Below are 22,184 nucleotides of genomic sequence, written 5' to 3' on the forward strand. Positions count from 1 at the left end.
GGCCCGCGAATCCCACCGTGGGGGCAGTGGGATGAGCGTCGGACCCGAAGGAGGAAGCCCGCGTAACCACGCAGGGCCCGCGAATCCCACCGTGGGGGCAGTGGGATGAGCGTCAGGCCCGAAGGAGGAAGCCCGCGTAACCACGCAGGGCCCGCGAATCCCACCGTGGAGACAGCATGACGGAAGCCGAAATCATCGTCCAAGGCGCACCCGAGGTCGCCGCGGCGGGACGTCGCAAGCTGGTGGTGCGGCGATTCCTGCGCAACAAGCCCGCGGTGTCCGGTGCGATTGTGCTGGTCCTGCTGTTCGTCGCCAGCTTCGCGCTGCCGCCGTTTCTGCCCTACGACTATCAGGAGCTGGATTACACCGCGCTGCTGAAACCACCGAGTCTCGAACACCCCTTCGGTACCACCCAGATCGGCCAGGACGTACTGGCGCAGACACTGCGCGGATTGCAGAAATCACTGGTCATCGGCGTCTGCGTGGCGCTGATCTCGACCACCATCGCGGCCACCACCGGGGCGCTGGCCGGGCTGCTGGGCGGCTGGACCGACCGGGCGATCATGTGGTTCGTCGATCTGCTGCTCGTGGTGCCGAGCTTCATCATCATCGCGATCTTCGCCCCACGCACGAAGGGCAGCGGCTCCATCGGACTGCTGATCGTGCTGCTGGCGGTCTTCGGCTGGATGATCAGCGCCCGCATTGTGCGCGGCCTGACGCTGAGCCTGCGTGATCGTGAATTCGTCAGGGCGGCGCGATACATGGGTGCGCCGACCCGCACGGTGATCCTCAGCCATATCGTCCCGAATATCGCCTCGATCCTGATCATCGACACCACGCTTACGGTCGGCTCGGCGATCATGGCCGAAACCGGTTTGAGCTTCCTCGGTTTCGGTGTGCAGCCGCCGGATGTCTCGCTCGGCTCGCTGATCGCGGCGGGCACCAAATCGGCACTGACGTATCCGTGGCTGTTCATGTTCGCCGGTGGGCTGCTGATCATCACGGTGTTGTGCGCGAACCTCGTGGGCGACGGGCTGCGCGACGCGTTCGATCCGAGCGCCAAGCGGGCCAGGTCGCGCAAGAAGGCCGCGCCGGAAGAGAAGGCAAACCCATGACAGGCGCAAACTCGACCGCGCCCCTGCTCGAAGTCTCCGATCTGCGGGTCTCCTTCCCCAGTGAGGAGGGCCGGATCGAGGCGGTCCGCGGGGTGAACTACACCCTCGCCGATGGCGAGGTGCTGGCCATCGTCGGCGAATCCGGTTCGGGCAAATCGGTTTCTTCGCTGGCCGTGATGGGTCTGCTGCCGGAACAGGCGCGGATCAACGGCTCCATCCGGTTGCGCGGACGCGAACTGCTCGGCATCGGCGATCGCCAGATGTCCAAACTGCGCGGCAGTTCGGTCAGCATGGTGTTCCAGGATCCGCTCTCGGCGCTGACCCCGGTCTACCGGGTGGGCGAGCAGATCGCCGAGGCGCTGCTCGCGCACGGCGCTATGGGGACGAAGGAAGCCGCCGCAAAAGCGGTGGACCTGCTGAAACTGGTCGGTATCGACGATGCCGAGATGCGCGCCAAGGCATTTCCGCACGAATTCTCCGGCGGTATGCGACAGCGCGTGGTGATCGCAATGGCGATCGCCAACGATCCGGCGCTGATCATCTGCGACGAGCCGACCACCGCGCTCGATGTGACGGTGCAGAAACAGATTCTGAATCTGCTGCGCAAGGCGCGCGATATCACCGGCGCGGGCGTCATCATGATCACCCACGACATGGGTATCGCCGCCACGCTCGCCGACCGGGTGGCGGTGATGTACGCGGGCAAGATCGTCGAAACCGCCGCCGCGGACGAACTGTTCAACGCACCACGAATGCCGTACACGGTCGGCCTGCTCGGTTCCATTCCGCGGATGGACGGTCCCGCGCGGCGTCCCTTGATCCCGATCGTCGGCGCACCGCCCGCCATGCACGCGCTGCCGCCCGGCTGCTCGTTCGCGCCGCGCTGCCCGATCGCGATCGATGAGTGCCGCGCCGCCGAACCGCCACTGGAGATGACAAGTCCGGGGCACGCCGCCGCGTGCATCCGCACGGCGGAGGTGGGCACCGCCGAACTGTTCACCGCCTACCGCAAGGAGATCGCCGAACCGGAGACCGAGGCGAATCCCGACGCTCACGTGGTGCTGAGGGTTTCGGAGCTGAAGAAAACCTTCGCGATCACCTCGGGGGTGGTCTTCCGGCGGCACAAGGGCGAGGTGCGCGCGGTCGACGGCATCAGCTTCGAGGTCCGCGCCGGCCGCACGCTGGCACTGGTCGGCGAATCCGGATCCGGGAAGTCGACGACCCTCACCCAGATCCTGGACCTGGCGAAACCGCAGTCGGGCACCATCGAGATCATGGGCCGCGATGTCTCGACGCTGACCAAAACGCAGAAGCGCGACATCCGCCGCAAGATGCAGATCGTCTTCCAGGATCCGACGGCCTCACTGGATCCGCGCCTGCCGATCTTCGACGCGCTGGCCGAACCACTGCGCATCGACGGCAGGCCGCGCGCCGAGATCGCCAAACGGGTTCCGGAACTCCTGAAGCAGGTGGGGCTGCGGCCCGAACACGCCGACCGCTACCCGGCCGACTTCTCCGGCGGCCAGAAGCAGCGCATCAGCGTCGCGCGGGCCCTGGCCCTCGACCCGGAACTGCTGGTGCTGGACGAACCGGTCTCCTCGCTGGATGTCTCGATCCAGGCCGGTGTGCTGAATCTGCTGCGGGATCTCCAGACCGAACGCGGACTGTCGTATCTGTTCGTCTCGCACGATCTTTCGGTGGTCCGCAATCTGGCGCACGACATCGCGGTGATGTATCGCGGCCGGATCGTCGAATCCGGTCCGGCCGAACAGATCTTCGCCGATCCTCGACACGAGTACACCAAGGCTCTGATCGAAGCGGTCCCCGTTCCGGTCGTCAGCGGGTAGTCAGGAGAGCGCCATGCGGATCCGTTCGAACCGAATGCGCTGGGCCGCCACGGTGGTCGCGGTCGGACTGATCGCGGCGGGCTGCGGGTCCGGTGGCGACGACTCCGCCGCCGGGCTGTCCGACGCCCTCGGCACCACCAGCGATATCAATCCCAGGAGCCGGGACGAGGTCCGCGAGGGCGGCAACCTGCGGCTGGCGACGACGACCTTCCCGGCGAACTGGAATACGCTGTCCAACGACGGAAACGACGGCGAAATCGCCGATATCGAACGCCCGATGATGCCGCGGGCCTTCACCGTGGACGCGGCGGGCGAACTGTCGATCAACCGCGACTACTTCACCGATATCGCGCTGACCGGAACCGACCCGCAGCAGGTCGCCTACACCATCAACCCGAAGGCGTTCTGGTCCGACGGCCGCCCGATCACCTGGGAGGACATCGCCTCCCAGGCGCAGGCGCTCAGCGGCCGCGACAAACGTTTCCTGATCGCCATCACCAACGGCTTCGAATTCGTCGACAAGGTGGAGCGCGGCGTCGACGACCGGCAGGCGGTGCTCACCTTCCGCCAGCCCTTCGGCGAATGGCGCGGTCAGTTCGCGGGCAACTCCGCGCTGTTCCCGAAATCCGTGACGGCGAACCCCGATTCGTTCAACAAGAGCCTGGTGGACGGCATGGGGCCGACCGCGGGCCCGTTCCAGGTGCAGTCCACCGACCGCGCCCAGGGCCGGATCGTGCTCGGCCGCAATCCGAATTGGTGGGGCGAGCGGCCGAAGCTGGAGACCATCACCTACAGCGTGCTCGACCACGTCGCCTGGGTGGGTGCGCTGCAGAACAACGAGCTCGACCTGGTGCGGCTGTCGTCCATCGATGATGTGAAGACGGTGCGCAACACCGAGGGCGTTGTGGTGCGGCGGGCGCCGGGTAATCGCTGGCGCCACATCACCTTCAACGGCGCGCCCGGCTCCATTCTGGCCGATCCCGGGGTCCGGGTGGCGATCGCGAAGGCGATCGACCGCCAGGGCATCGCGACCGCGACCATGAACGGCCTGGTGGAGAATCCGAAGCCGTTGAACAACCACGTCTTTCTGCAAGGCCAGGACGGCTACCGGGACAACTCCGCGCCCGTGGCCTTCGACCCGGAGCAGGCGGCGAAGGATCTCGACGCCCTCGGATGGAAGCTCAACGGTGACATCCGCGAGAAGGACGGCCGCAAGCTGATGATCCGCGATGTCATGTACAACGATCCGGTCTGGGTGCAGATCGCCCAGATCATCCAGCAGAATCTGGCGCGAATCGGCGTCGGGCTGACCATCGATACCAAGCCGGGCGCCGGCTACTTCACCGATGTCATCATCCCCGGCGATTTCGATGCCGCGCAGTTCATCTTCCAGGGTGACGCGTTCGCGCTCAGCAGCATTCGGCAGATCTACTACTACGACCCGAATGATCTCCAGGGCAATTACGGCCGGATCGGCTCGCCCGAACTCAACGCCCTCATCGACCGCACACTCGCGGAACTGGATCCGCGGCGGGCGATCGAACTGGCCAACGACGTGGACCGCGCGGTGTTCGCGGAGGGTCATTCACTGCCGCTGACCCAGTCCGACGGCAGCTTCGGCGTTCGCGCCGATCTGGCCAATGTCGGCTCCCCCGGCCTGGCGTCCTATGACTACACCAAGATCGGGTTCGTGCGATGAACGGGTACCGACCGATGATCGAAGGGACAGGTGCCATGCGGATCACCTCGCGCACATTCCGATTCGCGGCGCCGCTGGTGGCGCTGAGCCTGGTGCTCGCGGGCTGCGGCGGCTCCGACGAGACCGCCCCCGAGGGCTCGGCCGCACAACTCGGCACGGTCAGCGATATCAATCCGAGGGATGTCAGCGAACTGCGCGACGGCGGCAATCTGCGGCTGGCGCTCACCGCACTCCCCGAGAACTGGAATGCGCTGCACACCGATGCCACCGGCGAGGTCGGCGCGGTGGTGCGGCCGATGATGCCGCGCGCCTTCCGCACCAGTGCGAGCGGTGCGTTGTCGGTCAACACCGACTATTTCACCGATGTGCAGCTCACCAACACCAACCCACAGCAGGTGACCTACACCATCAATCCGAAGGCGGTGTGGTCCGACGGCAGTCCGATCACCTGGGAGGACATCCGCTCCCAGGCCGCGGCGCTGAGCGGCGCGGACAAGGGCTATCTGATCAAGCTGACCACCGGATTCGACCGGGTGGAGAAGGTCGAACGCGGCGTCGACGACCGGCAGGCGGTCATCACGTTCAAACAGCACTACGCCGAATGGCGCGGTCAGTTCGCGGGTAACGGGTTCCTGTACCCGAAGTCGGTCACCGAATCCCCCGATGCCTTCAACAAGAGCCTGCTCGACGGCATCGCGCTGACCGCGGGGCCATTCCAGGTGCAATCGGTGGACCGGGCCCAGGGCCGGATCGTGCTCGGCCACAATCCGCGCTGGTGGGGCGACAAACCCAAACTGGACACCATCACCTTTTCGGTGCTGTCCAGCGAGGCGCTGATCCCGGCATTGCAGAACAACGAGATCGACGCGGTCGGCATCACCTCCATCGATGATATGAAGACCGCGCGCAACACTCCCGGCGTCGCCATCCGGCGCGCGCCGGGCAATAGCTGGTCACATCTGACCTTCAACGGCGCGCCCGGCTCGATCTTCGCCGATCCGGCACTGCGGGTGGCCATTGCGAAGGCCGTCGACCGCCAGGGCATCGCGACCGCGGTTCAGAACGGACTGGTCGAGAACCCGAAACCGCTGAACAACCATGTCTTCGTCGAAGGCCAGGTCGGGTACGCCGACAACAGCCTGCCCTTCGATCCGGCGGCGGCCGTGCGGGAACTCGATGCGCTGGGCTGGAAGCTCAACGGCAACGTCCGCGAGAAGGACGGGCGCAAACTGGAATTCCGCGATGTCATGTTCAATGCCCAGTCCTGGGTGCAGATCGCGCAGATCATCCAGCAGAATCTCGCCCAGATCGGCGCCAAGCTCATTATCGAGACCAAGCCGGGCACGGGCTATTTCAGCGACGTGATCAAGCCGGGCAATTTCGATGTCGCGCATTGGGTCTGGCAGGGCGACGCCTTCCCGCTGAGCAGTCTACCGCAGGTCTACGCGTACAACCCGAATGAGCTCCAGGGCAATTACGGCCGCATCGGCACACCGGAGATCAACGCGCTGATCGAGCAGTCGCTGGCCGAACTCGATCCGAACAAGGCCAATGAGCTGGCCAACGAGGTGGATCGCAAACTCTTCGAGATCGGTTTCTCACTGCCGCTGGTGCAGTCCACCGGTAATGTCGCCGTCCGCGCCGATCTCGCCAATTACGGTGCGCCCGGTCTGGCGTCCTACGACTACACCAAGATCGGATTCGTGAAATGACTTCAAGGTTGTTGTTCCGTCGGCAGGAAGGTTCTTCCATGAGATTTCACTCCTTCGGCATGCGGGTGGCCGTACCGGCGCTCGCGTGCGCCCTGGTGCTGGCGGGTTGCGGCTCGAGTGACGAGGGTGCGCCGGAGGGAGCCGTCGCGGCCGTTGGCACCACCAACGACATCAACCCGAAGGATGTCTCCGAGCTGCGCGACGGCGGCAATCTGCGCCTGGCGATCTCCGCGTACCCGGCCAACTGGAACACGCTGTCCAATGACGGCAACGACATCGAGATCGCCGGGGTCGAGCGGCCGATGATGCCGCGCGCCTTCCGCACCGATGCCGCCGGTCAACTGTCCGTCAACACCGACTACTTCACCGATATCCAGCTCACCGGTACCGAGCCGCAGCAGGTGACCTACACGATCAACCCGAAGGCGGTCTGGTCCGACGGCACCCCCATCACCTGGGAGGACATCGCGTCGCAGGCCAATGCGCTCAGCGGCAGGGACAAGGCGTTCCTGATCGCCAACAACAGCGGTTTCGACCGGGTCGAGAAGGTCGAGCGCGGGGTCGACGACCGGCAGGCGATCATCACCTTCAATCAGCATTACGCGGAATGGCGCGGTCAGTTCGCGGGCAACTCGTTCCTGGTACCGAAGTCGGTGACGGCAACCCCGGAAAGCTTCAACAACAGCCAGGTGGATGCCATCACGCTGACCGCCGGCCCATTCCTGGTGCAGTCCACCGACCGTGCGCAGGGCCGGATCGTGCTCGGGCACAACCCGTTGTGGTGGGGCGACAAGCCCAAGCTGGACACCATCACGTACTCGGTACTGTCCAGCGAGGCAACGCTTCCGGCGCTGCAGAACAATGAGATCGACGCGGTCGGGCTCGGCACCCGCGACGAACTGAAGACCGCGCAGAACACCCCCGGCGTCGCCATCCGGCGAGCACCGGGCAATAGCTGGAACCACCTGACGTTCAACGGCGCCCCCGGCTCGATCCTCGCCGATCCCGCGCTGCGGGTGGCCATTTCGAAGGCCATCGACCGGCAGGGCATCGCCACCGCGATCCAGAACGGGCTGGTCCAGGACCCCAAGCCGCTGAACAACCACATCTACATCCAGGGCCAGGCCGGCTACCGGGACAACAGCCTGGGCTTCGATCCCGACGCCGCCGCGCGGGAACTCGATGCGCTCGGCTGGAAGCTCAACGGTGATGTCCGCGAGAAGGACGGCCGCAAGCTGGAGATCCGCGATGTCATGTACAACGATCCGGTCTGGGTGCAGATCGCCCAGATCATCCAGCAGAACCTGGCCCGGATCGGCGCCAAGCTCCTCATCGAGACCAAGCCGGGCAAGGGCTACTTCACCGAGGTGATCCAGCCGGGTGACTTCGATATCGGGCAGTGGAGCTGGGTCGGTGACCCGTTCCCGCTCGGCAGCCTCAATCAGATCTACGGCTACAACCCGAACGACCTGCAGGGCAACTACGGCCGGATCGGCTCCCCGGAGCTCAATGCCCTGATCGATAGGACGATGTCGGAGCTCGATCCGAACAAGGCCATGGAAATGGCGAACGAGATCGATCGCGAGGTCTTCGAGGAGGGCCACTCGCTGCCGCTCATGCAGTCGGCGGGCAATGTCGCGGTACGCGCCGACCTCGCCAACTACGGCGCGGCCGGGCTCGCCTCCCTCGACTACACGAAGATCGGCTTCGTGAAGTGATCTCCGCACCGTGAACTCCGATCGGGAAGGAAGCTCTTGAGGATTCGCTCCCTCGGCACTCGTCTGGCGATCCCCGCCGTCGCCGTCGGTCTGCTCGTGTCCGGCTGTTCCGGCGCTAACGATGTGGCGCCCGGTACCAGCGATATCGGCAGCACCAACGACATCAATCCGCGGGATCCGAGCGAACTGCGGGACGGGGGCAATCTGCGGCTCGTGCTGAGCTCCTTCCCGGAGAACTTCAATGTGCTCCACGTCGACGGCAACACCAGCAGCGGTGTTGCCGTCGTCGAGCCGACCATGCCCGCGGCCTACGTCAGTGATGCCGCGGGCCGCGTCTCGGTCAACCACGACTACTTCACCGATATCCAGCTCACCGGCACCGAACCGCAGCAGGTCACCTACACCATCAATCCGAAGGCCGTGTGGTCCGACGGCACCCCCATCACCTGGGAGGACCTGAGCTCGCAGGCCGCGGCGTTGAGCGGACGCGACGACGCCTTCCTCATCGCGGCCACCAGCGGATTCGATCGGGTCCGGACCGTGGAGCGCGGTGTCGACGACCGGCAGGCGATCGTCACCTTCGACCAGCCGTACTCCGAATGGAAGGCACAGTTCAGCCCGCTGTACCCGAAGGCGACCACCCAGACGCCGGACGCCTTCGACAATCGGGATAAGAACGGCCTCACCCAGAGTGCCGGGCCCTTCCTGATCACCGGTATCGACCGCGGCCAGAATCGCATCACGCTCGGTCGCAACCCCCTGTGGTGGGGTAATAAGCCCAAACTCGATTCCATTACGTTCAGCGTGCTCGACAGCAGCGCGTGGCTGCCCGCGATCCAGAACAATGAGCTCGATACCGCCTACATGTCGGGCATCGAGAATGTGACCGGCGCACGCAATGCCGCGGGCGTGGTGCTGCGCCGCACACCCGAGCCCGCCTGGGCTCACATCACCTTCAACGGCGCGCCGGGCTCGCTGCTGGCGGATCCGCAACTGCGCATTGCGATTTCCAAGGCCATTGATCGCCAGGGCATCGTCAACGCCGCCCAGCACGGCGTCGTGGAGAATCCGAAACCGCTGAACAATCACGTCTTCGTGGCGGGTCAGCAGGGCTACCAGGACAATGCGGGCCCGATCTCCTACGATCCGGACGCGGCCGCGCGCATGCTCGACGACCTCGGCTGGAAGCTCAACGGTGATGTCCGCGAAAAGGACGGCCGCAGATTGGAACTGCGCAATGTGATGTACCAGCAGGACGCCTGGGTGCAGACCGCGCAGATCGTGCAGCAGAATCTGGCGAAGGTCGGGGTGCAGATGACGATCCAGACCGTCCCCGGCACCGGACTTTTCACGAATGTGATCGATCCGGGCAACTTCGAGCTGGCCAACTTCAGCTGGAGCGGCAGCGTCTTCCCGCTGGTCGCGCTTCCGCAGATCTATGCGTACGACCCGGACAACCTGATGGGCAATAAGGCCCGCATCGGTTCGCCGGAACTGAACGCGCTGATCGATAAGACGATGTCGGAGCTGGACCCGGATAAGGCCATCGAATTGGCCAACGAATGCGATCGGATGATCTTCGCCGAGGGGTACTCGATTCCGCTGAACCAGGCGTCGGGCACCTACGCGGTGCGCGCCGACCTCGCCAACTACGGCGCGTTCGGCCTGGCATCGCGCGACTACACCACGGTCGGCTTCCTGAAGTGAGATTCGGACCGGGCCATCCGCTGGCCTACCCGGTCGCCGTGACGATCGGCGCCCTCGCGATCACCGCCGCGTGGGCGCCGTTCGCCGATACCGACCAGCGCGCCGCACTCGCGACCGTGGCGCTGGCCATCGTGGGCTACACCGGTTTTCAGCTCGGAATCGCACTGGGACTGCTTCCGAACGGACTCGGCCCGGCCGCGGAGGTCGATATCAAGCGGACCAGGCAGGAGCACCGTCTCGTCAGCCGCTCATGGCTGGAGATCACCCCGGCGACGTGGCTGCCGGTCTATTTCGACCCGGCGCTGCTCACGCTGACCGAGACCACCGCCGAGTACACGGGCCGTGCCCTGCGTACGACCGAGCTGCGCCTGTATCCGTCGGGGCGGGCGCGCGGCACCGAACCCCCGGGACGCCTGATCGATAACCCGTCGCGGCCGGATCCGGAGGCGTCCGCACTGGCCACCGATGCCACACGACCGACCCGGCGACTGCTGCTCGATGCCCAATCCACGGTCGCGGCCCCCTTCGCCGCCCTGCTGTGGGTCTATATCGACGGCGGGGGGCTGGTCACCTTCCTCGGCGCGGCATGCGTCGCCGCCGCGGTCACCGTCTGGCTCGCGGCCGTGCGCGGGTCCGACCCGAGCTGAGCCCAGTGTCGAGTCCGGCCTCGGTGGCTCGGTTCGTCGCCTGGGAGGGCGGCGGAGCAGCCGATCAGGACAGCAGACCCAGCGCCTCGGCATGATCGAGGGTCTTGCGCACATGCCAGACCAGCGGAACGTGGGTCGCCTCGGCATAGGACATCCACTCGAATTCGTAGTGCTCCGAGGTGGTGAGGCTGACATCGCGGTCGAGCGCGTTCTCGAAGCAGCCGAAGGTCACCGTGTGGAAATCGATATCGCGGCCCTCGGTGTCCGGGTTGACGAAATGCGTCAGCTCATCGGCGATCAGGACGTCCAGCCCGGTCTCCTGGCAGACCTCGCGCCAGGCGGCCTGCGCCGGTGTCTCACCGGGCGCCACCGAACCGCCGGGGATATCCCATAGATCGCCCAGATAACCGTCCGGATTGCGATGCAGCAGTAGCACTTTCCCGGTACGGATCGGCAGCGCGTGCGCGATCCACCGCTGCTCGCCGTGGTATTCGATCATCGCCTCTCCCTCCTCCCGCTTCGAGTCTGCCACGGTCGTCGTAGTCATGGCGATTGGTCTTACCACTTGACCAGCTGACCACTGAGGCGCACAGTAGGGGTATGGCGTTACAACCTGTGGTCAAGCGGTCGGTGTCGGCGGATGTCTTCGAGCAGATCGCCGCCGATGTGCTCAGCGGCGAACTCGCACCGGGAGCCACGCTGCCCAGCGAGCGGCAGCTGGCCGAGGCGCTCGGGGTGTCCCGGCCCGCGGTGCGCGAGGCACTGCAACGGCTGGCCGCGGCCGGACTTGTCGCGGTGCGCCAGGGTGACGCGACCACGGTGCTCGACTATCGGCGCGGCGCCGGACTCGAGGTGCTGCCCCGGCTGCTGATCCAGGCCGGGACGCTGGAACCGGCGGTCGCGCGCAGCATTCTGGAGGCCCGGCTGCACAACGGCCCCAAGGTCGCCGAACTCGCCGCCGAACGCCTCGGCCGCGACGATGCCACCGCGGTGCGCGCGGAATTCGATCGTCTACTCGAAGCCCTTGCCGCCGAATCGGATCCGATCGCGCGGCAGCGGTACGCGCTCCAATTCTGGGACCACATCGTGGATACGGCCGACTCCATCGTGTTCCGGCTGATGTTCAACATGCTCAGCGCCGCCTACGAACCGGCGCTCGCCGCCCTGGCCCCGATCATGTCCGCCGAGGTGGGCAATGTCGCGGGTTATCGGGATCTGGCCGCCGCCATCATCGCGGGCAGACCCAAGCAGGCCGCCAAATGCGCTCGGGCCCTGCTCGAGCCGGCGACCACCGCCCTGATCGATGCCCTCGGCGGGCACTGATCACGCATCATCGAGGAAGTGCCATGACCAAACCCGATACTCCCGACCAGTCGAGCGCGCGCGAGCGGGTCCGGCGCGACGAAGCTGAACTCGCCAGGCCGCTACGCCGCGGGCTCGGTCTCCGCGACGCCTTCGGCGAATTCCTGCGGCACCCCTCGCCGTGGCTGATCGGCACCGCGCTGGTGGTCGCGCTGCCCCTGCGGATCATCGTGGGCGACTGGCAGTGGACCGATGCCCTGCTGCCCGCGATCATGCTCGCGGTCTTCCCGGCCTTCGAATGGGTCGTACATGTCATGGTGCTGCACTGGCGCCCGAAACGACTCGGCCCGATTCCGCTGGATAGCGAGCTGGCCCGCAAACACCGCGCGCACCATGTGGATCCGCGCAATATCCCATTGATCTTCATCCCCACTCGTTCGCTTGTCGTGGTGATCATCGCGCTGCTCGCCATTACGGCCTTCGCCTTCTCGCGCACCGGCCTCGGCCTGACCTTCCTGCTGACCATTACCGTCTTCGGCCTCGTCTACGAGTGGACCCACTATCTGATCCACACCGACTACAAGCCGAAACACGCGTTGTATCGGGCGGTCTGGCGCAATCACCGCCACCACCACTACAAGAACGAGCACTTCTGGTTCACGGTGACCAGTTCCGGCACCGCCGACCGTCTCTTCGGGACCTACCCGGATCCGTCGAGCACCCCGACGTCGCCGACAGCGCGGAATTTGCACTCCGCGGCGTGAGCACACCTGGTCTGGGCGGACATTCGCACCCCGAAATCGGCGGAAACCTGGGGAAACTCGGGGAAAATGTCCGCTCAGACCAATTCAGATCAGGCGGGCCGCGATCGCCCGCGCCCGCTCGGCCGCCGCGGGGCTCGCCTCGCGCACCGCGGTGACAATCGCGCCGTCGACCAGCAGGGCGAATTCCGCCGCCAGTTCGGCGGCATCGGTGTGACCCGCGGCCTCCAGTAATTCCGCCAGGTAGGCGATGACCCGCCGCTTATGCCGGTCGGCCACCTGATGAGCGGCGGACCGCGGGTCGGCGACCTCGATCATGGTGTTGATGAAGGCGCACCCGCGGAAGTCATTGCGGGCGAATCGCTCCGACAGGGCATCGAAGACGGCGATCGGCCGGTCCGCGGGATCGGCGGCCTTTTCCTCGACCGACTCGCGCAACCATTCCAACCAGCGGCGGTCCCGGTCCTCCAGCACCGCGACGACCAGATCGTCCTTACTCGCGAAGTGCCGATAGAAGGACGCGCGTCCCACGCCGGACTCCTGAAGTAGCCGGTCGACTCCGACCGCCCGGATCCCCTCGGCGTAGAAGAGTTCCTCGGCGGTGGTCAGTAAGCGCTGCTTGGCTCGGGTTGCCATGGACACAGCCTAGCAGAACGGCACTGATCGGTACCGTTCCATTTGACGAAGACGGAACCGATCAGTACCGTCCATATTCGGAACCGATTGGTACCGAAACTAGTCGAATACGGAGTCGCACATGTCCCGGCTACCCCTGATCACCGCCGAAACCGCCGACACGGAACAGGCCGCACTGCTCACCGAGGTCAAGCGCCAGCTCGGCCGGGTGCCCAATCTCTATGCCGCCCTGGCCAATAGCCCGGCCACCCTGCGCGGCTACCTTTCCCTGCGCGACGCCCTCACCGGAAGCAAGCTGGATGCCCGCACCCGCGAACAGCTCGCCCTGCTCGTCGCCCACGAAAATGGCTGCGACTACTGCATCGCCGCGCACACCATGCGCGCGGGCCGAATGGGTTTCAGCGAGAACGAAATCGCGGACACCCGCGCTGCCCGCGCCGACGACCCGCACGCCGATGCGGTATTGCGCTTCGCCCACACCGTCCTGCACGAGCGCGGCCGCGTCGACGACGACCTCCTCGAATCCGTCCGGCAGCGCGGTGTCACCGACGCCGAACTGAGCGAAACCGTCGGGCACGTCGCGCTCAATATCCTGTCCAACTATTTCAATCACGTGGCCGAGCCGGAGCTCGACTTTCCCACCGGCGTCACCCATCCCACCGAAAGGATCCGCCATGACCCAACGCTGGCGCACCGCGAGCCGAGTCGAACTGGTCGACGGCTATTCGCTGATCGACCGCGAGGGCCGAGCGGTCCGCACGATCGATGACGTGCGGGTGTCGATCGACGGCGGCTTCCTGCACATCGAGCTCGCAGCGGGCGGCGAGGTACAGGTGGTATCGGCGCCGGCCGTCGCTCGAGTCACCTACCAACAGGCCTGATCACCGGAATCCCCACGCGCCGGAGCCCCGCCTTCGGTCCCGATTCCGGACGCCATATCCGTTATCACGCAACCGACCCGGCCACCGGGTCGGTTGTTTCATTTTTCGACCGCGAGCGCCTATACCGCCCAGGCCGTAGCCCGCTCCGCCCATTCGATGTCCACGGAATTCGCCCGGGAGCTCTGCTGGCGCCGATCGCCATCCCGGCGCTCATGCCGAGCGCTCCCCCGCGGTCCGGATCGGTCGATGCGCTCGGCTCGGCCACCGTCACCGCGGGCCTGGCCGCCGCCGTCTACGGCATCGTCCGGGCACCCGAGGTCGGCTGGGGCTCGGGGCAGACCTGGGGTGTACTCGCCATTGCCGCGGCCCTGATCGCCGGCTTCGTCGTCATCCAGTCCCGCAGGCGGGAACCACTGATGCGACTCGGCATTTTCCGCGCACCGAATCCGGCCGCCGCCAACCTCGCCCAACTGATGCTCGGCGCGGCGTGGGTCCCGATGTGGTTCTTCCTGAACCTCTACCTGCAACAGGTGCTCGGCTACCGCGCCTTCCCGTCGGGCGCGGCACTGCTGCCGATGACGACGCTGATCATGCTCGGCATGGTGGTGCTCGCACCGCGGGCGATGCAGCGCTTCGGCGCCAAGCCGATGATCGTCACCGGCCTGGCGGTGCTCGGCCTCGGACTCGGGATCATGTCGCTGGTCCGGCCGACCGGGAACGTCTGGGTCGACGTCCTGCCCGCCTCGCTGGCGGCGGCAGGCGGCATGTCGTCGGCCTTCATACCCTCACTGGGTACCGCCATCGCCGCGGCGCGGCCCGAGGAGGGCGGGCTGGCCTCCGGCATCGTCAATGTCGGCTATCAGGTCGGCTCGGCCGTTGGGCTGGCCGCCATGACCGCCGTCGCGACCGGCTTCGGCGCCGATCGGATAGGTGACCTCACCCAGCTCACCGACGGTTTCTCGGCGGCGTTCCTGGGTGCGGCCGTCATCGCGCTGGCCGGAGCGGTCATCACCGCGGTCGCCATGCGCTCCCCCGCCCCGGAATCGGTTCCGGAAAGAGGTTGACAAGATACCCTAGGGGGGTATGGTAGCTACAGCGGCGACAGCCGACCGAAAGCAAGGAGCGAGAACGTGAGCACCATCGCGGCCACCACCACCGTCACGGTCACCGGGATGACCTGCGGCTGCTGCGTGAAGAAGGTCCGACTCGCCGACCGACACCGAACAACCACCGGAACGGAGCCTCCCGATGAACGCAACCACTAAGTTCGCCGGATTCACCCTCGGCCTGGCGGCGGTCTTCGGGATCGCTCTGGGCGCCGGCGCGGTGATCGGCCCGGACGCCGCCGAACCCGCCGCACACGATTCGAACGCTCACGAGGAAGGTCTCGCCACCGGCGGGACCGGCCCCGACACCACACCTGGAGGACTGATGACCACCGACAACGGATACACGCTGCGACTGGACACCCCGCTGACCACCGCCGCCCCCGAGGCGCCGCTGCGCTTCCGCATCCTGAACCAGGACGGGACACCGGTCACCCGCTACACCCGCAGCCACGACAAGGATCTGCACCTGATCGTGGTCCGCCGGGACCTGGTCGCCTTCCAACATGTGCACCCGGTCCTCGACGGCAACGGAACCTGGAGCGTCCCACTGAATCTCACCCGCGCGGGCGACTACCGGGTATTCGCCGACTTCACACCGGAGGGCGGCGCGAATCTGACACTCGGCGCCGACCTGCGGGTCGCGGGCAACTACGATCCGCAGCCGCTGGCAGCGCAGGCGAGCACAGCCACGGTCGGCGGCTACACCGTCACCCTCGACGGCGCCGTCACCCCCGGTCAGGCCTCGAAGGTCACCCTCTCGGTGGCCCGCGACGGCAAGCCGGTCACCGACCTCCAGCCCTACCTGGGCGCCTACGGGCACCTGGTCGCGCTTCGCGCCGAAGACCTGGCCTACCTGCACGTCCACCCGGACGGGCACCCGGGTGACGGCGTCACCCCGGCCGGACCCGGCATCACCTTCTACGTGACGGCGCCGAGCGCGGGCGACTACCGCCTGTTCCTCGATTTCCAGCACGACGGAGTGGTCCGCACCGCCGAATTCACCGTGCGAACGGCACCGGGCACGGCCGCCCCGGTGGCTGATCCGCACGCCGGACACGGTGCTCCCGCAGCCGACCCCCACGCCGGACACGGTGCTCCCGCAGCCGACCCCCACGCCGGACACGGCGGTACCCTGGCACCCGCCCACGCCCACTGACCGTGCGGCGGCGCACCGAGCACCCCCGCACCACCGGCGAAGGACCGACAATGACCTCCGAACGGCACCGGCCGACACCGACGAACGGCCCGTAACCCAGCAGCCCGACGCCACCCTGAAACCCGCCGGACACGGCACCACCGCGACCAACCCCCATGCCGGACACGGGCGGGATCCCGGCAACAGCCACTGACCGTGCGGCAGCGAACCGAGCGCCGCCACACCGCAGCGGCGAAGGAACCGACAATGACCTCCGAACGGCACCGGCCGACACCGACGAACGGCCGGTAACCCGGAAGTTCGACCCCGCCCCGAAACCTACCGCCACTCCGAAACCCGCCGCCGGGCCGGTGGCCCGGACACCGATTCGCATCCCGGGCCCCGCGCGCGGCTGCCACTGACCACGATCCGACCGCACCCGACCGGCCCCCGGTCCCGATCCGAATCCCGTGCCGCACAGAATGGAGCACACCATGACCACCACGACACAGCCACCCGCGACCGGGCAGGTCGAATTGGTGATCGGCGGCATGACCTGCGCGTCCTGCGCCAATCGCATCGAGAAGAAGCTGAACAAACTCGACGGGGTCACCGCGACGGTGAATTACGCGACGGAGAAGGCGCGGGTCGACTTCACCGGCGATATCTCGCCGGAGCAGTTGATCGCGACGGTCGAACAGGCGGGTTACAGCGCCGCGCTGCCCGCGCCGAAGGTCGTCGAGCCGACCGAAACCGCCGCGACCGAAGAGGATCCGACCGCCGAGCTGCGCACCCGCCTGCTGGTCTCGCTGGTGCTCACCGTCCCGGTGATCGCGATGGCGATGATTCCGGCGCTACAGTTCACCAACTGGCAGTGGTTGTCGTTGGCCCTCGCCGCGCCGGTCGTGGTGTGGGGCGCGCTGCCGTTCCACCGGGCGGCATGGACCAACCTGCGCCACGGCACCGCCACCATGGACACCCTGGTGTCGATGGGAACTCTTGCCGCGCTGGGCTGGTCGCTCTACGCGCTGTTCTGGGGCACTGCGGGCACGCCGGGTATGAAGCACCCGTTCGAATTCACCATCGCCAGGATGGACGGCACCGGCAGCATCTACCTGGAAGCCGCGGCGGGCGTCACGACCTTCATTCTGGCCGGGCGCTTCTTCGAGGCGCGGTCGAAGCGGCGCGCCGGTGCCGCCTTGCGCGCGCTGCTGGAGATGGGCGCCAAAGAGGTTTCGGTCCTGCGTGGTGGGGTCGAACAGCGGATTCCGGTCGAGCAGTTGGCCGTCGGCGCCGAGTTCGTGGTGCGGCCCGGCGAGAAGATCGCGACCGACGGCGTGGTGGTCGAGGGTTCCTCGGCGGTCGACGCGTCCATGCTGACCGGCGAATCGGTGCCGGTCGAGGTCGGGCCGGAGGACTCCGTGGTGGGCGCGACCGTCAATGTCGGAGGCCGGATCGTGGTGCGGGCCACCCGGATCGGCTCGGATACCCAGCTGGCGCAGATGGCGAAGCTGGTCGAGGACGCGCAGACCGGTAAGGCGCAGGCGCAGCGGCTGGCCGACAGGATCTCCGGAATCTTCGTGCCGATCGTGATCGCGCTGGCGGTGGCGACCCTCGGATTCTGGCTCGGCACCGGCGGTTCCGTCGCGGCGGCCTTCACCGCCGCGGTGGCCGTGCTGATCATTGCCTGCCCGTGCGCACTCGGACTCGCCACGCCGACCGCGCTGATGGTCGGCACCGGGCGCGGCGCCCAGCTCGGCATCCTGATCAAGGGCCCCGAGGTGCTGGAATCGACCCGCCGGGTGGACACCGTGGTGCTGGACAAGACCGGCACCGTCACCACCGGCAAGATGACGCTGCTGGAGGTCGTCGCGGCCGACGGCGAGGATACCGGCGAGATCCTGGCATTGGCCGGGGCACTGGAGGGTTCGTCGGAGCACCCGATCGCGCAGGCGATCGCCAAGGGTGCCCGCGACAAGGTCGGCACATTGAGCGCGGTCGAGGACTTCGCCAATATCGAGGGCCTCGGCGTGCAGGGTCTGGTGGATGGTCACGCGGTGCTCGTCGGCCGGGTCCGGCTGCTCGCCGACTGGTCCCAGCACCTGGACGCCGACCTGGAGCGGGCTTTGCGCGCGGCCGAAGCCGAGGGCAAGACCGCGGTCGCGGTCGGCTGGGACGGTCGGGCCCGCGGTGTGCTGGTTGTCGCCGACGCCGTGAAACCGACCTCCGCCGAGGCGATTTCACAGCTGAAGGCGCTCGGTCTGACCCCCATCATGCTGACCGGCGACAATCAGGCGGCGGCCCGCGCCATCGCCGATCAGGTCGGCATCGATGAGGTGATCGCCGAGGTGCTGCCGCAGGACAAGGTGGAGGTGGTCGAGCGGCTGCGGGCCGAGGGCAAGGTTGTCGCCATGGTCGGCGACGGTGTCAACGACGCCGCCGCCCTGGCTCGGGCGGATCTGGGGCTGGCCATGGGTACCGGCACCGATGTCGCAATCGAGGCCAGCGATCTGACCCTGGTGCGTGGTGATCTGCGGGCCGCGTCGGACGCGATCCGCCTGTCCCGCAGCACCCTCGGCACCATCAAGGGCAACCTATTCTGGGCCTTCGCCTACAACGTGGCGGCCATCCCGCTGGCCATGGCGGGGCTGCTGAACCCGATGCTCGCGGGCGCCGCGATGGCGTTCTCCTCGGTCTTCGTGGTCAGCAACAGTCTGCGGCTGCGCGGCTTCCGCTCCACCGCGAACTGACGACCGCTTTCGAACGGGACGGCATCAACCATGCCGTCCCGTTCGGCATTTCGGCCTCTGACCCCTCCGGAAATTCGGTGGCGGAGTCGGGAATTCGGGCCGTACTCTGCTTCACATGTTCCGGTACGCCATCGTTCTGCAGCCCGCGGTCGCGGGTGCGATGGCGGCTGTCCCGGCAGCAGCGGCGGCAGCAGCCGCGCTGTTCGACGGCGCCCGACGCTGACCTTCCCCGGGATGTCCCGGGACCTCCGACGGGGAAGGTGCCCCGTCGGCGGCGTTCGATCGGGATATTCGCGGCCGAGTGGTGACGCGAACATCCACCTCCGAACCCGGCGCTCCCACCGAGAGGTCCCCGAGACGGTCGGGCATTTCCGCCCGGAATCCAAGGAACAGAACAGATGTCGAAGCAAACCTATGTCCGCACCAAGCCGCACCTGAACATCGGCACCATGGGGCACGTCGACCACGGCAAGACCACGCTCACCGCGGCGATCACCAAGGTGCTCGCCGAGCGTGGCGGCGCCGACTTCGTGCCGTTCGACCGGATCGACCGCGCGCCGGAGGAGGCGTTGCGCGGCATCACCATCAATATCGCGCACGTCGAATACGAAACGGCCACCCGGCATTACGCGCATATCGATATGCCGGGACACGCCGACTTCGTGAAGAATATGATCACCGGCGCGTCCCAGCTGGACGGGGCGATTCTGGTGGTCTCCGCGCAGGACGGGGTGATGCCGCAGACCGCCGAGCATGTACTGCTGGCCCGGCAGGTGGGTGTCGAGCACATCGTGGTGGCGCTGAACAAGGCCGACGCGGGCGACCAGGACCTGCTCGAACTGATCGAGCTCGAGGTCCGGGAACTGCTGACGGCCCAGGGCTACCCCGGCGAGACGCTGCCGATCGTCCGGGTGTCCGGGCTGCGGGCGCTGGAGGGCGACGCGCGGTGGACCGCGGCGCTGCTGGAACTGCTGGACGCGGTGGACGCCCACGTGCCGATACCGGTCCGCTACACCGACGCGCCGTTCCTGCTTCCGGTGGAGAACGTCCTCACCATCACCGGTCGCGGGACGGTCGTCACCGGCGCGATCGAACGCGGCCGGGTCCGTCTCGGCGATCGCGTCGAATTGCTCGGGCTCGGCGAGGCGGAGCAGGCGACGGTGGTCACCGGTGTGGAAACCTTCGGCCGGACCATGGAATTCGCGGAGGCGGGCGACAATGTCGCGCTGCTGTTGCGCGGGGTCCAGCGTGGTCAGGTACGTCGCGGGCAGGTGGTGGCCGCGCCCGGCAGCATCGCCGTGTGCACCCGGTTCACCGCACGCGTGTTCCTGCTCGGCACGGCCGAGGGCGGTCGGCGCACCCCGATCACCACCGGTTACCGCCCGCAGTTCTACATGCGCACCGGTGATGTGGTCGGCGATGTCACCTTGCCCGACGGCGTCGGCCTGGCCCGCCCCGGCGAGACGGTCGAGCTGACCGTCGAACTGGGCCGCCCGGTTCCGTTGGAACCGGATCTCGGCTTCGCGATCCGCGAGGGCGGCCGGACGGTGGGTGCGGGCACGGTGCTGACCGTCACCTGACGGGCACGACGGATTCGGCTGTGGGGCCGCGACTTTCGCGGTCCCACAGCCGGATCCCGAACTCTGCTAGCGCACCGCTCTGCGCATTTCGGCGGTGGCCGCGCCCGGCCCCTCCGCCGCGATGATCCGCAGGCAGGCGTCGTGCTCGGACTCGCCGGGGCGGCGTTCGTTCCGCAGCCGTATGACGGCTCGTGGCAGATCGATGCCCAGTACGTTCGATAGCCGCATGGCATCGACTTTGGCCACGGAAACCCTCCTTGGTCTCGAGAGGAACGGCGAATTCGAGACTGGTTCGCTCACGATGTACCCGGACATTCGATTGCTGAACCCTCGAATTCGATTCGGTCACCGGCGAGTATGCCGGGCTCCGGAAGTTTCGGGCCGAATCGTGTGGATTTCGTGACCATGAAGGTCGATATCGGAGAAAGAGCGGATGACGAGATTCGAACTCGCGACCCTCACCTTGGCAAGGTGATGCGCTACCAGCTGCGCTACATCCGCGTGCACGTCGACGTTCGGACCGGAGACCGGACCTGCGTCCTCGTGCGAACGTGAACTGTAGTCGAACAACCCCTCGGATCGGAAATCGGGTGGTCATAGCCAGGATAAAACCGTGGTCAGCGCGTCGGCCCCGGCTCGATGGGTAGGGGGCCGCACACACTCCCCATGCGGCCCGCTCCGTGTCACACCGGGGCGATCGCGCCGAAGAGCGCGGCGTGATCGGACGCCCATTCGGCGTAGCCGCGCGGGGCACTCCCGAGGACTTCCCGGACATCATCGGTGAGCACGGCGTTCAAGCCGTCACGCACATAGGCCTGCCCCGCGAGCGCACCCGCGACGTACTGTTCGGACATCCCCGCGGCCAGCATGTGTTGGCGGGCCAGCGATTCGGGGATATCGGCCACCTCGATCGGATGACCGAGCACGGCGGCGAGGGCGGCCGCCTGGTCCGGGCCGCTGAGCAATTCCGGGCCGGTCAGGGTGTACACGCGGCCGGAGTGCGCGGACGAGAGCAGTGCCTCGATGGCGACGGCCGCGATATCGCGCGGATCGATCACGCCCTGGGTGCCGGTGCCGGTCAGATTGGGCACCGGCTGCCCGGCGCGGATGGCGTCGGCCCAGCTCAGGGTGTTGGTGGCGAATGAGCTCGGGCGCAGGACGGTCCAGTCCAGGCCGCTCTCCCTCGCCGCATTCTCGCCGGGCAGATGCCAGGTGCCGACCTCACCGAGGCCGGGTTCGCCGGTGCCGATCGCGGAGAGTTTCACGATGCGGCCCACCCCGGCGTCGCGGGCCGTGGCGACCAGCGCGCGGTCGATATCCGCGTCGCCGGGACCGAGCACACCCACCAGGAAGGCCGCTTCGGCACCCGCCATGGCGGCTGCCATCGAAGCGCTGTCGCGGTAGTCCCCGCGCACCACCTCGATTCCGGCGGGGACCGTCGCGCGTGCTGGGTCGCGTGTCACGGCGCGGACCGGTACGCCGCGTGCGGCCAGCTGACGGATGATTTCGCTGCCGATGGTGCCCGTGGCACCGGTAACCAGGATCATGGCGATCAGCCTGCCGCCGCGGAACCCGCGGTCTATAG

The 22,184-nt window shown here is 67.2% G+C and carries 19 protein-coding genes, 1 tRNA gene and 1 pseudogene; 16 read left to right on the top strand and 5 right to left on the bottom strand.

Annotated elements, in window-relative coordinates:
* The first annotated feature begins 176 nt into the window (after positions 1 to 176).
* The 7 genes from AB0H61_RS24050 to AB0H61_RS24080 are packed head-to-tail and all read left to right on the top strand — an operon-like array spanning position 177 to position 10,445.
* Complete coding sequence (locus tag AB0H61_RS24050; protein ID WP_357308122.1) at positions 177 to 1,115, top strand: ABC transporter permease; 939 nt, start codon at positions 177 to 179, stop codon at positions 1,113 to 1,115.
* The gene (locus AB0H61_RS24055) at positions 1,112 to 2,962 is read left to right on the top strand and encodes an ABC transporter ATP-binding protein (RefSeq protein WP_357308124.1); all 1,851 of its coding nucleotides are present in this window, start codon (positions 1,112 to 1,114) and stop codon (positions 2,960 to 2,962) included. Before AB0H61_RS24050 ends, AB0H61_RS24055 begins: the two co-directional genes overlap by 4 nt.
* 13 nt (positions 2,963 to 2,975) lie before the next feature.
* Positions 2,976 to 4,661, top strand: a complete 1,686-nt coding sequence (locus AB0H61_RS24060) for an ABC transporter family substrate-binding protein (protein ID WP_357308127.1) — start codon at positions 2,976 to 2,978, stop codon at positions 4,659 to 4,661.
* A 35-nt stretch (positions 4,662 to 4,696) separates the two neighbouring features.
* Positions 4,697 to 6,373 carry an ABC transporter family substrate-binding protein gene (locus AB0H61_RS24065; RefSeq protein ID WP_357308348.1) on the top strand — a complete coding sequence of 559 codons (1,677 nt, stop codon included), beginning with the start codon at positions 4,697 to 4,699 and terminating at the stop codon, positions 6,371 to 6,373.
* 38 nt (positions 6,374 to 6,411) lie between these two features.
* Positions 6,412 to 8,091 (top strand): ABC transporter family substrate-binding protein, encoded by a 1,680-nt coding sequence (locus AB0H61_RS24070; protein WP_357308130.1) that lies wholly within the window; start codon positions 6,412 to 6,414, stop codon positions 8,089 to 8,091.
* A 36-nt stretch (positions 8,092 to 8,127) separates the two neighbouring features.
* Positions 8,128 to 9,798 (top strand): ABC transporter family substrate-binding protein, encoded by a 1,671-nt coding sequence (locus AB0H61_RS24075; RefSeq protein WP_357308133.1) that lies wholly within the window; start codon positions 8,128 to 8,130, stop codon positions 9,796 to 9,798.
* A complete protein-coding gene (locus tag AB0H61_RS24080) occupies positions 9,795 to 10,445 on the top strand; it encodes a hypothetical protein (RefSeq protein ID WP_357308136.1) in 651 nt (216 codons plus the stop codon). Before AB0H61_RS24075 ends, AB0H61_RS24080 begins: the two co-directional genes overlap by 4 nt.
* Before the next feature lie 64 nt (positions 10,446 to 10,509).
* On the opposite strand, the gene AB0H61_RS24085 is transcribed toward AB0H61_RS24080, so the two are convergent.
* Positions 10,510 to 10,944 (bottom strand): NUDIX hydrolase, encoded by a 435-nt coding sequence (locus AB0H61_RS24085; protein WP_357308139.1) that lies wholly within the window; start codon positions 10,942 to 10,944, stop codon positions 10,510 to 10,512.
* A gap of 101 nt (positions 10,945 to 11,045) precedes the next feature.
* On the opposite strand from AB0H61_RS24085, the gene AB0H61_RS24090 reads away from it, so the two are divergent.
* Together AB0H61_RS24090 and AB0H61_RS24095 are read left to right on the top strand one after the other, a co-directional pair.
* On the top strand, positions 11,046 to 11,768 hold the full coding sequence (locus AB0H61_RS24090; protein WP_357308142.1) for a GntR family transcriptional regulator: 723 nt from the start codon (positions 11,046 to 11,048) through the stop codon (positions 11,766 to 11,768).
* Between the two features lie 23 nt (positions 11,769 to 11,791).
* Positions 11,792 to 12,511, top strand: coding sequence for a sterol desaturase family protein (locus AB0H61_RS24095; protein WP_357308145.1), 720 nt, complete (start codon positions 11,792 to 11,794; stop codon positions 12,509 to 12,511).
* 84 nt (positions 12,512 to 12,595) lie between these two features.
* Here AB0H61_RS24095 and AB0H61_RS24100 read toward each other — a convergent pair whose 3' ends face one another.
* Positions 12,596 to 13,144 carry a TetR family transcriptional regulator gene (locus tag AB0H61_RS24100; protein ID WP_357308148.1) on the bottom strand — a complete coding sequence of 183 codons (549 nt, stop codon included), beginning with the start codon at positions 13,142 to 13,144 and terminating at the stop codon, positions 12,596 to 12,598.
* 121 nt (positions 13,145 to 13,265) lie between these two features.
* Between AB0H61_RS24100 and AB0H61_RS24105 the strand changes: the two genes are divergently transcribed.
* The 7 genes and pseudogenes from AB0H61_RS24105 to tuf all read left to right on the top strand — a co-directional run bounded on the left by AB0H61_RS24105 (position 13,266) and on the right by tuf (position 20,599).
* Positions 13,266 to 13,913 (top strand): carboxymuconolactone decarboxylase family protein, encoded by a 648-nt coding sequence (locus AB0H61_RS24105; protein WP_357308151.1) that lies wholly within the window; start codon positions 13,266 to 13,268, stop codon positions 13,911 to 13,913.
* Complete coding sequence (locus AB0H61_RS24110; RefSeq protein ID WP_357308360.1) at positions 13,819 to 14,025, top strand: hypothetical protein; 207 nt, start codon at positions 13,819 to 13,821, stop codon at positions 14,023 to 14,025. The genes AB0H61_RS24105 and AB0H61_RS24110 overlap by 95 nt, the downstream gene beginning before the upstream one ends.
* 173 nt (positions 14,026 to 14,198) lie before the next feature.
* Positions 14,199 to 15,089: pseudogene (locus AB0H61_RS24115) on the top strand (MFS transporter); the annotation flags it as partial.
* A 66-nt stretch (positions 15,090 to 15,155) separates the two neighbouring features.
* Positions 15,156 to 15,290 carry a hypothetical protein gene (locus AB0H61_RS24120; protein WP_357308153.1) on the top strand — a complete coding sequence of 45 codons (135 nt, stop codon included), beginning with the start codon at positions 15,156 to 15,158 and terminating at the stop codon, positions 15,288 to 15,290.
* Positions 15,274 to 16,290 (top strand): hypothetical protein, encoded by a 1,017-nt coding sequence (locus tag AB0H61_RS24125; protein ID WP_357308156.1) that lies wholly within the window; start codon positions 15,274 to 15,276, stop codon positions 16,288 to 16,290. Before AB0H61_RS24120 ends, AB0H61_RS24125 begins: the two co-directional genes overlap by 17 nt.
* Positions 16,291 to 16,763: 473 nt before the next feature.
* On the top strand, positions 16,764 to 19,019 hold the full coding sequence (locus AB0H61_RS24130) for a heavy metal translocating P-type ATPase (protein ID WP_357308159.1): 2,256 nt from the start codon (positions 16,764 to 16,766) through the stop codon (positions 19,017 to 19,019).
* Between the two features lie 398 nt (positions 19,020 to 19,417).
* Positions 19,418 to 20,599, top strand: a complete 1,182-nt coding sequence (gene tuf / locus AB0H61_RS24135) for an elongation factor Tu (protein ID WP_357308161.1) — start codon at positions 19,418 to 19,420, stop codon at positions 20,597 to 20,599.
* A 66-nt stretch (positions 20,600 to 20,665) separates the two neighbouring features.
* Here tuf and AB0H61_RS24140 read toward each other — a convergent pair whose 3' ends face one another.
* The 3 genes from AB0H61_RS24140 to AB0H61_RS24150 all read right to left on the bottom strand — a co-directional run bounded on the left by AB0H61_RS24140 (position 20,666) and on the right by AB0H61_RS24150 (position 22,146).
* The gene (locus AB0H61_RS24140) at positions 20,666 to 20,845 is read right to left on the bottom strand and encodes a hypothetical protein (protein WP_357308164.1); all 180 of its coding nucleotides are present in this window, start codon (positions 20,843 to 20,845) and stop codon (positions 20,666 to 20,668) included.
* A gap of 182 nt (positions 20,846 to 21,027) precedes the next feature.
* A tRNA-Gly gene (locus AB0H61_RS24145) sits at positions 21,028 to 21,100 on the bottom strand.
* A 182-nt stretch (positions 21,101 to 21,282) separates the two neighbouring features.
* Complete coding sequence (locus AB0H61_RS24150) at positions 21,283 to 22,146, bottom strand: NAD(P)H-binding protein (RefSeq protein ID WP_357308167.1); 864 nt, start codon at positions 22,144 to 22,146, stop codon at positions 21,283 to 21,285.
* Positions 22,147 to 22,184: the final 38 nt, after the last annotated feature.

Origin of the sequence: Nocardia sp. NPDC050710, from assembly GCF_040654375.1 — a bacterium.
Classification (GTDB): domain Bacteria; phylum Actinomycetota; class Actinomycetes; order Mycobacteriales; family Mycobacteriaceae; genus Nocardia.

Coding starts and splice junctions, on each gene's coding strand:
- AB0H61_RS24050 (WP_357308122.1), top strand. CDS start 177: ATGACGGAAGCCGAAATCATCGTCCAAGGCGCACCCGAGGTCGCCGCG.
- AB0H61_RS24055 (WP_357308124.1), top strand. CDS start 1,112: ATGACAGGCGCAAACTCGACCGCGCCCCTGCTCGAAGTCTCCGATCTG.
- AB0H61_RS24060 (WP_357308127.1), top strand. CDS start 2,976: ATGCGGATCCGTTCGAACCGAATGCGCTGGGCCGCCACGGTGGTCGCG.
- AB0H61_RS24065 (WP_357308348.1), top strand. CDS start 4,697: ATGCGGATCACCTCGCGCACATTCCGATTCGCGGCGCCGCTGGTGGCG.
- AB0H61_RS24070 (WP_357308130.1), top strand. CDS start 6,412: ATGAGATTTCACTCCTTCGGCATGCGGGTGGCCGTACCGGCGCTCGCG.
- AB0H61_RS24085 (WP_357308139.1), bottom strand. CDS start 10,944: ATGATCGAATACCACGGCGAGCAGCGGTGGATCGCGCACGCGCTGCCG.
- AB0H61_RS24090 (WP_357308142.1), top strand. CDS start 11,046: ATGGCGTTACAACCTGTGGTCAAGCGGTCGGTGTCGGCGGATGTCTTC.
- AB0H61_RS24095 (WP_357308145.1), top strand. CDS start 11,792: ATGACCAAACCCGATACTCCCGACCAGTCGAGCGCGCGCGAGCGGGTC.
- AB0H61_RS24100 (WP_357308148.1), bottom strand. CDS start 13,144: ATGGCAACCCGAGCCAAGCAGCGCTTACTGACCACCGCCGAGGAACTC.
- AB0H61_RS24105 (WP_357308151.1), top strand. CDS start 13,266: ATGTCCCGGCTACCCCTGATCACCGCCGAAACCGCCGACACGGAACAG.
- AB0H61_RS24110 (WP_357308360.1), top strand. CDS start 13,819: ATGACCCAACGCTGGCGCACCGCGAGCCGAGTCGAACTGGTCGACGGC.
- AB0H61_RS24125 (WP_357308156.1), top strand. CDS start 15,274: ATGAACGCAACCACTAAGTTCGCCGGATTCACCCTCGGCCTGGCGGCG.
- AB0H61_RS24130 (WP_357308159.1), top strand. CDS start 16,764: ATGACCACCACGACACAGCCACCCGCGACCGGGCAGGTCGAATTGGTG.
- tuf (WP_357308161.1), top strand. CDS start 19,418: ATGTCGAAGCAAACCTATGTCCGCACCAAGCCGCACCTGAACATCGGC.
- AB0H61_RS24150 (WP_357308167.1), bottom strand. CDS start 22,146: ATGATCCTGGTTACCGGTGCCACGGGCACCATCGGCAGCGAAATCATC.